This is a genomic window from Alphaproteobacteria bacterium (assembly GCA_040218575.1).
Taxonomy (GTDB): Bacteria; Pseudomonadota; Alphaproteobacteria; order JAVJRE01; family JAVJRE01; genus JAVJRE01.
This window is the reverse complement of record JAVJRE010000005.1, coordinates 288,611-301,428: the sequence shown is the minus strand read 5'-3', so window position 1 is coordinate 301,428 and position 12,818 is coordinate 288,611. Positions and strand designations below refer to the sequence as shown.

General features: G+C 68.4%; 11 protein-coding genes and 1 pseudogene. 3 read left to right on the top strand and 9 right to left on the bottom strand.

Annotated elements, in window-relative coordinates; translation table 11 throughout:
- Positions 1–165: 165 nt before the first annotated feature.
- The 5 genes and pseudogenes from RIE31_07440 to ftsE form a co-directional block, all read right to left on the bottom strand.
- Positions 166–1,950 (bottom strand): annotated as a pseudogene (locus RIE31_07440) (adenosylcobalamin-dependent ribonucleoside-diphosphate reductase).
- A complete protein-coding gene (locus RIE31_07435) occupies positions 1,919–2,659 on the bottom strand; it encodes a lysophospholipid acyltransferase family protein (protein ID MEQ8640420.1) in 741 nt (246 codons plus the stop codon). Before RIE31_07435 ends, RIE31_07440 begins: the two are co-directional and overlap by 32 nt.
- A 10-nt stretch (positions 2,660–2,669) precedes the next feature.
- Positions 2,670–3,332 (bottom strand): YdcF family protein, encoded by a 663-nt coding sequence (locus RIE31_07430; protein ID MEQ8640419.1) that lies wholly within the window; start codon positions 3,330–3,332, stop codon positions 2,670–2,672.
- A gap of 10 nt (positions 3,333–3,342) precedes the next feature.
- Positions 3,343–4,254: a hypothetical protein gene (locus RIE31_07425; protein MEQ8640418.1), complete on the bottom strand. Its 912-nt coding sequence runs from the start codon at positions 4,252–4,254 to the stop codon at positions 3,343–3,345.
- 3 nt (positions 4,255–4,257) lie between these two features.
- Positions 4,258–4,974: a cell division ATP-binding protein FtsE gene (gene ftsE / locus RIE31_07420; GenBank protein ID MEQ8640417.1), complete on the bottom strand. Its 717-nt coding sequence runs from the start codon at positions 4,972–4,974 to the stop codon at positions 4,258–4,260.
- Between the two features lie 464 nt (positions 4,975–5,438).
- Here ftsE and RIE31_07415 point away from each other — a divergent pair, with 464 nt between their 5' ends.
- On the top strand, positions 5,439–6,095 hold the full coding sequence (locus tag RIE31_07415; GenBank protein MEQ8640416.1) for a DUF3426 domain-containing protein: 657 nt from the start codon (positions 5,439–5,441) through the stop codon (positions 6,093–6,095).
- A gap of 44 nt (positions 6,096–6,139) precedes the next feature.
- A complete protein-coding gene (locus RIE31_07410) occupies positions 6,140–6,505 on the top strand; it encodes a response regulator (protein ID MEQ8640415.1) in 366 nt (121 codons plus the stop codon).
- 51 nt (positions 6,506–6,556) lie between these two features.
- Here the strand turns inward: RIE31_07410 and RIE31_07405 are convergent, their stop codons facing one another.
- Genes RIE31_07405 through argH form a run of 4 tightly spaced genes read right to left on the bottom strand, consistent with a single transcriptional unit; the run spans position 6,557 to position 12,216 of the window.
- Complete coding sequence (locus RIE31_07405) at positions 6,557–9,205, bottom strand: TIGR02302 family protein (protein ID MEQ8640414.1); 2,649 nt, start codon at positions 9,203–9,205, stop codon at positions 6,557–6,559.
- Positions 9,202–10,554 (bottom strand): diaminopimelate decarboxylase, encoded by a 1,353-nt coding sequence (gene lysA, locus RIE31_07400; GenBank protein MEQ8640413.1) that lies wholly within the window; start codon positions 10,552–10,554, stop codon positions 9,202–9,204. Before lysA ends, RIE31_07405 begins: the two co-directional genes overlap by 4 nt.
- The gene (locus tag RIE31_07395; protein ID MEQ8640412.1) at positions 10,547–10,774 is read right to left on the bottom strand and encodes a hypothetical protein; all 228 of its coding nucleotides are present in this window, start codon (positions 10,772–10,774) and stop codon (positions 10,547–10,549) included. Before RIE31_07395 ends, lysA begins: the two co-directional genes overlap by 8 nt.
- Complete coding sequence (argH, locus tag RIE31_07390; GenBank protein MEQ8640411.1) at positions 10,774–12,216, bottom strand: argininosuccinate lyase; 1,443 nt, start codon at positions 12,214–12,216, stop codon at positions 10,774–10,776. Before argH ends, RIE31_07395 begins: the two co-directional genes overlap by 1 nt.
- A gap of 18 nt (positions 12,217–12,234) precedes the next feature.
- Here argH and RIE31_07385 point away from each other — a divergent pair, with 18 nt between their 5' ends.
- Positions 12,235–12,816: a TlpA disulfide reductase family protein gene (locus tag RIE31_07385; GenBank protein ID MEQ8640410.1), complete on the top strand. Its 582-nt coding sequence runs from the start codon at positions 12,235–12,237 to the stop codon at positions 12,814–12,816.
- Positions 12,817–12,818: the final 2 nt, after the last annotated feature.

The window sequence follows — 12,818 nt, the reverse complement described above, 5'->3', positions numbered from 1 at the left end:
ACAGGCGGAGAACCCGCATTGGGCGCACACCGCGCAGCTTTCCAAATGCTGAATCGCGGCCTCGCCGCAACGGGGACAGACCGCCGTCGCTACCGGCGGTATGGGCGGCGGCGTACCAGGCGGCGGCACGGCATGGGGGTCGTCAGCGTCGTCCTGGTCCACCGGACTGGCTGTCAGGACTGCACCGGTAATGTCGTTCGGGCGATAGGTGGTGCACCCTTTGCATCCCAGTTCGTGGGCCAGCAGGTAGACATCCTTGAACGCCGCGAAGGACATGGTGCGCGGCACGTTAATGGTCTTGGAGATGGAGCTGTCAATGTGGCGCTGGGCAACCGCCTGCATACGCACATGATCGGCCGGGGCAATATCTTCTGCGGTGACCAGGCCAGGCGGGTCGGCGGGCTGAGCGGCCGTGCGGGTCTGGCGCCACAGACGCCAGGCAAAGTCCTCCACCACGGTCTCGCGCGCCTGGCCGGGGCTTTCCAGTATGCGGCGGCGGTAGCTGCGGCTGAAGACCGGCTCGATGCCCGACGACACATTGCCGGCCAGAAGCGAGATGGTTCCGGTCGGCGCGATGGAGGTGAGCAGACCGTTACGCAACCCCTTCGCCGCCACCGCTTCGCGCACATCCGATGCCACCCCCTGCTCTTCCAGCCGGGCCAGATGGGCATCGCGGTCGAACAGGGGAAAAGATCCCTTCTCCGCCGCCAGATCGGCGGAGGCGAGATAGGCGGCGCGGCTCAACTGTGCGAGCCAGTCGTCGGCCAGAGCGCGTCCCGCTTCGCTGTCATAGGCCTGGCCGCATAGTACGAGCGCGCTGGCGAGGCCGGTGACGCCGAGCCCCATGCGCCGCTTGGCGTGGGCTTCCGCCGCCTGCGCCGGCAGGGGAAAGCGCGACACATCAATGATGTCGTCCAGCAGCCGCACGGCGGTGGTGACGGCGTCGGCCAGGCGCTCATGATCCAGCCGCGCCCGTGGCGTGAAGGGGGCGTCGACCAGTTGCGCCAGATTGATTGACCCCAGCAGGCACGCGCCGTAGGGCGGCAGAGGCTGCTCGCCACAGGGATTGGTGGCGCGGATGGACTCGCAATAGCCCAGTCGGTTCAGGTGGTTGACCCGGTCGATGAAGATCACGCCCGGCTCGGCATAGTCGTAGGTCGCCTGCATGATGCTGTCCCACAGGGCGCGGGCGCGCACCGTTCGCCAGGTGCGACCGCCGAACCGCAGGGGCCAGGCGCGATCAGCTCTTACCGCATCGAGAAAATCATCGCCCGCCAGAACCGACAGGTTGAACATGCGCAGGCGGCCCGCTTCACGCTTGGCCTGGATAAATGCCTCGATGTCCGGGTGGTCGGCGCTGAGGGTGGCCATCATGGCACCGCGCCGGCGGCCAGCACTCATGATGGTGCGGCACATGGCGTCCCAGACGTCCATAAAGGACAGCGGCCCCGAGGCATCGGCGCCGATACCGGCAACGACCGCGCCGCGTGGCCGCAGAGTTGAGAAGTCATAGCCGATGCCGCCGCCCTGCTGCATGGTGAGCGCGGCTTCCTTCAGATGGTCGAAGATACCGGCCATGTCATCGGGAATGCGGCCCATGACAAAACAGTTGAACAGGGTTACGTCACGGCCGCTGCCGGCCCCGGCCAGGATGCGTCCGGCCGGCAGGAAACGCCCGTCGGCCATGATGGCGTGAAAGCGCTCTGCCCACAGAGTCTGGTCGGTTTCGACCGTGGCGGCGGCGCGGGCCACCCGTTTCCAAGTGTCACCTGGTGTGGCGTCCAGCGGTTGACCATCGCTGTTGCGCAGGCGGTATTTCAGATCCCAGATGTGCCGGGCGAGAGTATTGTCGCTGGTCTGCACAGAGAGTGGGGCCGTCACAGACGTTCTCCTGCGGAGGCGGCGGATGCGGAAAGCGTCAAGTATAGGCTTTCCCGGGCGCGGAGCCATGCGGCGCATGGACCGGCGCCAGGGCGGCGACACCGGCTTCCAGTTCGCTGGCCAGACGGTGCTGAAAGTCACGGCGGGTAAGGCCCGGGGGAATCGCCGGCAGGTAGCGGATCGTGATACGGCCCGGCCGCCGCAGGAAGCTGCGTCGCGGCCAGAACCACCCGCTGTTCAGCGCCACCGGTATGACCGGCAGGTCAAGGGCGGCGTAGAGCGCGGCGATACCCGGATGATAGGGCCGCGTGTCGCCCGGTGTGGTGCGGGTGCCTTCGGGGAAAATGACAATCACACGATTTTGCCGGCTAGCCGCCCGCCCCCGGCGCAGCAGATCCCGTAGCGCCGAGGCCCCCGCGCCGCGATCCACGGGAATGGCCCCGGTCCGCGCCAGGAACCAGCCATAGAGGGGAATCCACAGCAGTTCCCGTTTCACCACCACCGCGAAGTCCCGCGCCAGAAGACCCATAAGAATGGTTTCCCACGCGGACTGGTGCTTGACCGCCAGAATAGCCGGCCCCTGCGGCGGCGTACCCTCAAACCGTGTGTCGAGCCCGGCCGTACACCGCAGCAGCCACAACTCCAGCCAGGCCCAGGCGCGCGCCAGCCACAGTACGCTATCGCGGGGCGCCGCCAGCAACGGCGCACAGATCAGGGCGAACACCGCCGTGGTGCCATAGAAGAGGGTGTTGAACAGGACCGAACGCAGCCAGAGCATGACAGGGTGGCTAGGGCGAGGATGCGGGCAGCAGATCGCGCAGGATCGCGGTCGCGCTGGCAATCAGAAACTTGCTGTATTCGATCGCCAGCAGTCGCGTGGCGCGCCAGGTCCGCCACCACGGCCGACCGGACATTTCCGGTGGCACAATGGGATTGGCGATGACGGTCACGTCGCCGAGGGCGCGACGGAACTCCAACAGACTGCGGCGCATGTGATAGTGCGCGGTGACCAGGCGCAGGCTGTTCAGGTCCTGCGCCGCGATCCAGCGTGCGGTTTCCACAGCATTGCCGCGCGTGTCGGTCGCGGTATAGCCAAGGGTGATGCAGCAGGCGACCTGCTCCGGACTGTGACGCTGGCTTTGCAGTAGCTCGACCACGTCAACGCCGCGATAGACGCCGGATACAAACAACCGCTCGGCCGCGCCGGCCGCCAGGAGGTCGAGCCCGGCTTCCAGGCGACCGCCGCCGCCGGTCAGCACCACGATGGCTTGTGTATGAATGTCGCTGTCGGCATCGGCCGTGGGCAGGGACTGGGCGAACCAGAAGAACCCGGCAAGCCAGACCAGGGCCGCCGCGAGGGCAGCCAGAGCCAACCGTCGGGCATGGCGCGCCCGGCGACGGCGACTAAAACGGCGCAGGCGCGCGCGCCGCTTCAGGGGGTTCAGCGCCATCCGGCCGGCCTCAGGGCAGGCGCCGCAGGGCGCGCTGAACGGTGGTGCGGGCGGTGACCACGGCGATGACCACGGCAACCATGGGCACCGTCAGCAAAGCCAGCACATGGCCGAACCCGAAGAGGGATGCGGGCAGATCACGGTCGGCCATACCGGCCGCCACTGCTACCGCCATCAGGGTCACGACGCTGAGCGCACCGCCCAGCGCCGCCCCTTTGAGGCCGAGTTTCAGGGCATGCAGAGCAAACTGGCGGACAACATAAGTATCTGTGGCACCCATGTGATGGAGTAGGGCAATCACAGGACGGTGCACGGCAAGCCCGGCTCGTACAGCGAAACTGACCGCCAGCACCGCCGCCGCCGCCACGGCGGCGACCACGGCCAGGGCCGATATCTGAATAGTGCGGGCAAAGCGCAGCAGGTCCGCCAGCCAGCGGCCGTGATCGTCCACGCTGACGCCCGGCGCTATGGTGGACAGGGAGGCCCGCAGCGCCTCCAGGTCAACCCTGGCGCCGGGTGTGGTGCGCGCATCAAACAGCAGCGGTACCGGCAGTAGGGTCAGGTCCGCGCCCTGGCCGAGCCAGGGAGTCAGCAGGGCGCTGACTTCCGCCGGAGTGAAGTTGCGGGCGCTGGCGATGCCCGGTGTCTGGCGCAGGGTGCGCAGGACGGCCTCGGCCAGCGCAGCGGCCGACCCGCCTGACGCGCCACTGTCGCTGTCGCCGGCGTTCGCCGTCGGTTCGGCCGGCACCTGTATGGTGAGGGTGCCGGCGGCGCCGGCGCGCCACTGGCTGGCGACCACCGATACGGTCAGGCTGACCGCCAGGGCCAGCGCCGCAAGGAAGACCATCAGGGCGACCAGCCACGGCAGAAAGCGACCGCTGTCATCACGATCGAAGGGTATGTCCGCGCGCGGCCAGGCCACGGGTCAGCCCGGCTCCGGGTTGGCCGGCGCGACCGCGCCATCCGCCGCGGCATCTGACGGCGCCTGGGCGAGGGTCAGTTCGCCCTGGCGCAATGCCAGCCGGGGGTGGGGAAAGCGCCGCAGCAACATGGGATTGTGGGTGGCTATAAGAATAGTGGTGCCAAGCTTGTTCATTTCCTCGAACAGATAGAGCAGGCGCAGTGCAATCTGATCGTCCACATTGCCGGTGGGCTCGTCGGCCACCAGCAGGTCAGGGCGATTGATGACGGCGCGGGCAATGGCGACGCGCTGCTGCTCACCGCCGGACAGGGTTGCCGGCAGGGCATCGATCTGGTTTTCCAGGCCTACCCATTCCAGCAACTCCGTCACGTGGCGACGGATGCGGTCCTCGCCAGCCCCGGCCAGACGCAGCGGCAGGGCCACATTGTCGAAAGCCGTGAGGTGGGAAATCAGCCGGAAGTCCTGGTAGACGACGCCGATTCGCTGACGGATGGCCGGCCAGGTATCGCGCGGCGCGCTACCCATGTCGCGGCCGAATATTTCAACCGAGCCGCGGGTCGGCCGCCGCGCCAGATAGATCAGACTGAGCAAGGTGGATTTGCCGGCGCCGGACTGGCCGGTGAGGAAATGGAACGACCCCTGGTCGAGAAAGAAGCTGATATCCCGCAGCACTTCCGGCCCTATGCCATAGCGCATACCGACATTTTCGAACCGGATCACAGATCAGCACCCGTGCAGTCACCATCCATCATGGAGTATCTTCAGTCGTGCAAGGGCCGGCCAGGTCGGCCCGCGCAGGCTTTGGCGGCCCATCCACCAGGCCTTCCGGTCCGGGCGCCGACCATGGCACAGGGCCAAACGGCGCGTCCAGCGGCGGGCCGTCGCTCCCGGCGTAGGGGCGTGGATACAGTGCCAGTAGTGTGCGAATGGGGCGGGAAGTGGAAGGGGTGGCCGATCCGGCCGCTTCTTGCCGCGACGCCGGGTGCCTTTTATAAGTGCCAGACCGTGTCAGGACGGCGGACCGCATGATTCTAGAGTGCCCCAGTTGTTCGGCTCGGTTTATCGTTGATCCCCTGCAATTGGGACCGACCGGCCGGCGTGTGCGCTGTGCCCGCTGTGCCCATGAATGGCAGGCCACACCGGACAAGCCGACCGCGGCGGCCAAGCGGCCGGCGGCCCCGGCTATGCTGCGTGAAGGTCGGGAGGATGCGCCGGGAGCCACCGCAGGGGCGGCGGCGGACGATCCCGTATCACCGGGCCAGGCCGGCGATGATTCAGATATCGACGACGCCGACTTTGACGACGATGACATGGCCGACGGGCCGCTCGATGTTGACCTGGCGGCGACAGCGCAGCGGCGGGTTAATCTGCCGGCTTTGCCGCGCCGCCGCTCGCGTGGATTGGCCTTCGGCTGGCTGGCTCTGGCGCTGGTGGTGCTGTCGCTGGTCGGTGGCGCATGGTTCGGCCGAACCTGGGTGATCGCCACCTGGCCTGCCGCCGCCAGCCTCTATGGCGCGGCAGGGGTCGCCGCGCCGGTGGTGGGGGCCGGGCTTGAACTACGCGACGTCACGGCGACGCGGACAGGGGCGACGGAGGCGACGGACGGCGAAGAGTTGGTCATTACCGGCCTGATCGCCAATGTCAGCGATAATGTGGTCGACGTGCCGTGGCTCCGTGGCTCGTTGCGGGGGCCGGGCGGCGCGGAGGTTCGGGCCTGGACGTTCCGGCCCGAGACCGGACGTCTGCTCCCGGGCGAGACCGTGACGTTTGAGACGCGGACTCCGGCGCCCTCGGACGAAGCGCGTGACCTTGCGATCATTTTCGTCCTGACGCCGTCGTAAGGCGCGGCCGGAGCAGGGCGACGGATCAGGGCTGAGGCGGACACATGGCGCGCATTCTGATTGCCGAGGACGAGCTGCCGGTGCGCGAGTTTGTTCGCCGCGCCCTGGCCAGTGACGGCCATGAGGTGGAGGCGGTGGACGATGGGCTGGCGGCGCTGGCGCGGCTGGGCGAAAGCGATGGTGATTTTGATCTGCTCATCACCGACATCGTCATGCCCGGCATGGACGGCATCGCCCTGGCCCTCAAGCTGAGCGCGACGCGGCCCGACCTCAGGATTATCCTGATGACCGGTTATGCTCCCGAACGTCAGCGCGCCCACAACCTGGATGCGCTGATTCACTCGGTCATCGCCAAGCCGTTCAGCCTGCGGCAGATTCTCGATGCGACGCAGGATGCGCTCGCCGCCTGACCGGCGGCCTGCCTGGCCAGGGCATAGCCAGCGCAAGGTTGCACAGTCCGTCTAGAAGCGGCGCAGCAAGCGCTCCAGATAGTCGCGCTCGGGCGTCGGGCGGCTGCGTTCTGCAGCGCGGCGGCGCAACTCATCCAGGATTTCGCGGGCGCGTTTCAGCGCGGCATCATCCAGGGAACCGACGGTACCGGTGCGTACGGCGCCGACGCCAAGCCCGTCGCGACCCAGCGGGTCGCGGCCCAGGCGGCCATCGGCCTGTGAGCTCTGGACCTCAGAATCCGCCGCTTCTCCCGCCTGGTTGGCCATGCGGCTCAACACATCGCGGGCGCCTTCCTGCAGTTGCTGAATGGCGTCGCTTTGTGGCTGCAACGCGGCCTGACCCTGACTGCGCGATAAGGCGTCGCTGGCCCGGCCCATGGCCTGTTCGGCCTGGCGCAGTTCATTGGGAATGGTCATGCCGCCATCGGCAAAGCGGGACATGGCCTGGCCCAGGCGGCGACGGAGGTCTTCCTGCGCGGCGCGCAGGGCGCTGGCCTCGCCAGGGTCAATGACATCGGGATTGTTGGCTGGCGTCAGGTCAAAGGGATCGCCCAGCAGGCTGCCGCGCTGATTGCGTGGTGTGCGTTGTAGCTCCAGACGTGCACCTTCCTCCGGAATGCCCTGGCGGGCATCGGAGTCGGGATCGAGCTGTGCCGCGCGCCGGCGAATCTGGCTGAAGGTGCTTTCCTGTATGTCCTCCTGCTCGGCCAGCAGGCCTTGCAGCTCCCGCAGCATGTTGGTCAGGGCGTTGGCGCCGGGATCGCCCGGCCCTTCTTCACCGGCTTCCAGAACAGTTTCAAGATTCTCCAGCAGGTTTTGCAGTTCCGCCAGCAGCTCTTCTGCTTCCTCGCGGGCACCGGCCGCCGCCAGATCACGGATGCGGTCCAGCAGGGCGCCCAGGTCTTCGCTGTCCAGAGCGTTGGCCAGAGCTTCCGGCGGCGGGCCGCTCTGGCCTTCTTCCTGACGGCGCTGCAGGTCCGCGGCCTGAGCGGCGAGAAAGCGGTCAAGAGCCTGGCGCAGCTCTTCGGTCAGGCGGGCAATCTCTTCAGGCGGCGCATTGTCGGCCAGCGCCCGCATGAGCTCTTCCTGCAGGGCGCGCAGGGCCTGTTCCGCCGCTGCCAGCTCACCGCCGTCCAGGGCCAAAGCCATGCTCCACAGCATGGCGGCGACATCATCCGCTTTGTCGGGAACCTCGCCGGCCAGGCGCAGAATGGCCACCCGCAGACCGAGAAATATCGAGTGGTCGAAGGCATAGCCGGCGGGATCGGCGCCGATGCGGGCAAGAGCTTGAAGCACTGTCTGCACGGCAGTGTCGTCCAGCAGCAGGCGACGACGTTCCGCCACCAGCGCTATGGCCACCGGGTGGCTGAAGGCGCGTTCGGGCAGGACCAGGTCCACCGCCGGGCTGTGGCCAGCCTGGCCGGCCAGGTCCGTTGCGCTTAGAGACAGTCGAACCGCCAGTCCGGCCCAGGGGTGCTCCGCCAGGTCGCGGAACAGTGTGCCGGCGCCGTGCAGACGGTCGCCGTCCGGCGAGCGGGCCAGCACGGGAATCGGCAGATCAATCAGCAGCGGCGGGTGAAGCCGCTCCGTCGCCGGACGCAGGGTGTCGGGCCGACCGACAGTTGCGGACAGGCTGGTCAGGCCGTAGTCGTCGCTTGCGGCATAGTCGAGACGCAGCGCGCCGCGCCGGGTTTCTTCCGGCGGTGCGGTGAGGGCCACGGTGGGTGGCGTGTCGGGGGTGAGGGCAATGGGCCAGACGATGGCGTCGCGGCCGGGCACGGTCAGGCTGAGCGATCCGTCGCCATTCAGCGGGGCGTCCACCATATAGCCGCTGGCGGCTGAGTCGGCGAGAGCGAGGCGCTGGCCATCGAAGGTCATGACCGGCGGCGAGGCGGGGCCGCTGACGCGGCCGGCCAGCCGACTGCCGGCCGGCGCCGTGACATGGCCGCCGGCCGGATCAAGGAAGAGAGGCGCCGTCGCCGTGTAGTCCGGCGGTGTAATCCACAGATCGAGTGCCAGAATAGCACCGCTTTCGGCGCGCACCGGTCGCAGCGCCTCAGCCAGACGCTCCGGTGCGGCCGGGCCGACGGCAACAACCGCCGCCGCAAGCCCCAGCAGAACCAGACCGCGCAGGGCCAGCGGATCGCGACCGGCCAGGCGCGGGTGGGGCAGCCCGGCGCGGACGCGGCCGAGGTGGGCGACGGCGCGACGCACATGCGCCCGCCAAAGGGCGGTCTGCTCATGGGGATTGCCGGGCAGCAGGGCCGGCTGGTCGGTGAGTGTGGCAAGCGGCCGGTGAGCGTAGCCGCTTGTCTTCTCCACCCGCCGTTCGGCGGTATCGCGCGTCGGCCAGCGGAAAGCGCGTGTACCGCCATAGACGGTGACCACAAAGATACCGGCCATAAGCAGCAGGGCGATGCCATGCAGCGCCAATGGCAGGCGCGGCAACACGCCGGACAAAGCAAGCGCCAGAAACAGGCCGCTGGCCGTCAGCGGGCCGACCGCCGCGCGCCAGACCTGTTCCCACAACAAGGCTAACCAGGCGCGCCGCCGCGCCCAGGCGATACGCACCAGCAGACGGTCCGCCACCACCGCCGCATCGGCCGGATGGCGCCTGAGCGAGGGACGGCCGGGCTCTGCCGGGTGACGGTGGCGTGTCATGGCCCGGCGCTGCCCGGGTCCAGCCACGGCGGCAGCGACTCAGCGGCGATGAGATCGGCGATGCGGCCGCGCGGCCGGACCACGGCAAACGCCTGGCCATGGACCATGACTTCCGGGACCAGCGGCCGGCTGTTGTAGGTGGAGGCCATCACCGCGCCATAGGCGCCGGCGCTCATGACCGCCAGCAGGTCGCCCGCCCGGTGCGGCGGCAGGGAAATGTCCTCGGCAAGATAGTCGCCGGTCTCGCACACCGGGCCGACCACGTCACAGACGATTGACGCGGTGTCGTCCGGCGCACCGGCCGACGCATCCACCAGAATGGGGTGGCGTGCGCCATAGAGAGTCGGCCGGATCAGGTCGTTCATGGCCCCGTCCACAATGGCGAAACGCTTGCTTTCGGTCTCCTTGACGTAGAGGACGCGGGTGACCAGGCAACCGGCTTCGGCCACCAGGGCGCGGCCCGGTTCGATGGTGATCTCGCAGCCCAGATCGGCCAGATGATCGCGCGCCACGCCGGCGATGGCCTCAGGCGTCGGCAGATCGTCCGCGCCTTGCCTGCCGCTGGCGGAGAGGCCCTCGGCCGGCGGATCATAAGAGGCCGGAAAACCGCCGCCGAGGTCGAGCCGGGTGACCGTATGGCCAGCCGCGCGCAGGCTGGCCACCAGCTCTGCCAGGCGGGAATAGGCGCTGGCGAAAGGAGCGAGATCCTGAATCTGCGAGCCGATATGGACGGCAATCCCCATGAACGAGAGGCCCGGCGTGACGGCAATCTCTGTGGCCAGCGCCGCCAGACGGTTCCAGGGAATCCCGAACTTGGTGTCGCCATGGCCGGTCGCGATCTTGTGGTGGGTGCCGCTCGCCACATCGGGGTTGATCCGCACCACAACCGGCGCGGTGACCCCCAGTTCCTGCGCCACGCCGGCCAGGGCCCGCAGCTCCGGCTCCGATTCCAGGTTGAACTGGTGAATGCCGCCGCGCAGTGCCAGAGCCATTTCGTCGCGCGTCTTGCCAACCCCGGCAAAGACTATGCGTTCGGCTGGTATGCCGGCGGCCAGGGCGCGCTGCAACTCACCGCCGGACACGATGTCGGCACCGGCGCCGAGGCGGGCGAAAGTGGCGATCACCGCCTGATTGCTGTTGGCCTTGAGGGCGTAGCAGATGCGGCCGCCGAGCGGCGCAAAGGCCCGGGCAAAACGGTTGTAACGGTCTTCCAGGACCGCGCTGGAGTAACAATAGAAGGGCGTTCCTACCGCCTCGGCGATTGTCGCCAGCGGGACTTTCTCGGCCAGCAGCCGGCCATCGCGGCGGCTAAAGCCCGGCACCGGCGGGTGGGCGGTGCCGTCAGCCATCGTGCGACATGGCCGCCGCGCCCGCAGGCACGCCGGCAGCCGGGGCCCGGCCCGGTCGCTGGCCTGACTGTTGCAGGTCCTTGGGCGCGCGCGGCGCATCTTTTTTGCCGCAGGCAACCAGCAGCAGACCGATTCCGCCCAGCAGCAGCGCACGGCGCGGCAGGTGTGCGGGCGCGGCGGCGGCCACAGCGGGGGCCGGCAGGGTCGGGCGGATGGTCATTACAGATACCTCTTTCGGGCGGCCTGCACCTGACGGCGAACCTCGGCTGGCGCGGCGCCGCCAAAGCTGCGGCGGCTGGCCAGTGACCGTTCCACCGTCAGCACGTTCCGCACGTCAGCGGTAATCGCCGGCTCGACCTTCCGCATGGCGTCCAGCGACAGGTCAGAGAGCGTGCCGCCGGCGTCGTCGGCCATGCGCACCAGCCGGCCCACCACCTGATGCGCCCGGCGGAAGGGCAGACCCGCTTCGCGCACCAGCCAGTCAGCCAGATCGGTCGCCGTGGCGTGGCCCTTGCCGGCGGCGGCGGCCATGGCGGCAGAATCAACCTGCATGTCACGCACCATGCCGGCCATGGCGGCAAGCGACAGGGCCAGGGTGTCGGCGGCGTCGAACACCGGCTCCTTGTCTTCCTGCAGATCCTTGGAATAGGTCAGCGGCAGGCCCTTGACCGTGGTCAGCAGGCTGAGCAGCGCGCCGACGACGCGCCCGGTCTTGCCGCGCACCAGCTCGGCCGCGTCGGGATTGCGCTTCTGCGGCATGATGGAGGAGCCGGTGGTCCAGGCGTCGGACAGGCGGACAAAACGGAAACCCTCGCTCATCCACAGGACGATTTCTTCCGCCAGCCGCGACAGGTGCACCGCCACGATGGCACCGGCGGCAAGGAACTCCAGCGCAAAGTCGCGGTCTGATACCGCATCCATGGAATTGACCATGGGCCGGTCAAAACCCAGCGCCTTCGCCGTCTGTCGCCGATCAATGGGAAAGGCGGTGCCGGCCAGGGCCGCCGCCCCCAGCGGCGACTCGTTGAGGCGCGCGCGAGCATCGGCGAAGCGGCCGCGATCACGGCCGAACATCTCCACATAGGCCAGCAGGTGGTGACCGAAGGTGACCGGCTGGGCCGATTGCAGATGGGTGAATCCCGGCATCACCGTGGCGGCGTGGGCGGCGGCCTGATCCAGCAGGTCCGACTGCAGCGCCTGCAGACGGGCATCGAAGCCATCCAGCGCGTCGCGCACCCACAGGCGAAAGTCGGTCGCCACCTGGTCGTTGCGCGAGCGCGCCGTGTGCAGCCGTCCGGCCGCCTCGCCGATGCGGTCGGCCAGGCGCGCCTCGATATTCATGTGAATGTCTTCCAACGCCGGATCAAAGACAAAGCGACCGGCCTCGATGTCCGCGGCCACCCCATCCAGGCCCTTGAGGATGGCCTTACCGTCACGGGCGGTGACAATGCCGCGATCCATCAACATGCGGCAGTGGGCCCGGCTGCCGGCAATGTCCTGTGCCCACAGCCGCCGGTCAAAGGCGATGGAGGCGTTGATCGCTTCCAGGTCAGCCGACGGAGCGGTGGCGAAACGACCACGCAGATGTGTGCCTGTTTTGCTTGACCGGGCGGTGCGCTTTCCTCTCCCTTTGGAGGCGGTAGTCTTTGACGCTGCTGCCATGATCGGAAGGTCCTGCTGATGCCCGGGAAACGATTACGGTTTGTTGCTCTTGGTGCGGCCGTGGTGGCCGCCGCCGGTATTGTCGTCTGGGCCCTGTGGCCCGCCGCGCCCGGCACCGGCGGTCAACCACCCATTGCCGGCCATGTTAGCACGTTCGAGCCGGCGGATTCCGTCCGCCCGGCGCCTGATATCGCCTTTCTCGACGGCGCGGGCAATGCGGTCAGGCTGGCGGATTTCAAGGGCCAGGTGGTGCTGCTCAACTTCTGGGCCACGTGGTGCGGGCCGTGCCGCCGTGAGATGCCGTCGCTCGACCGGCTGGCGGCAGCGGTGGCGGAGGAGGACATCACCGTGCTGGCCCTGTCTATTGACGCCCGGGGGCTGGAGGTTATCCGGCCATTCTATGACGAGCGCGCCATCGCCAACCTGCCGATCTATATGGACCCGGACTCCGGGGTCTATTCGGCGTTTGGCGTATGGAATATGCCGACCACCGTGGTGATCGACCGCGACGGTCGCGAGGCCGGCCGCCTGATCGGCCCGGCGGAGTGGGATTCGGCCGACGCCCTCAGGCTGCTGCGCTGGTACGCGGCCAAGGGGTAGTC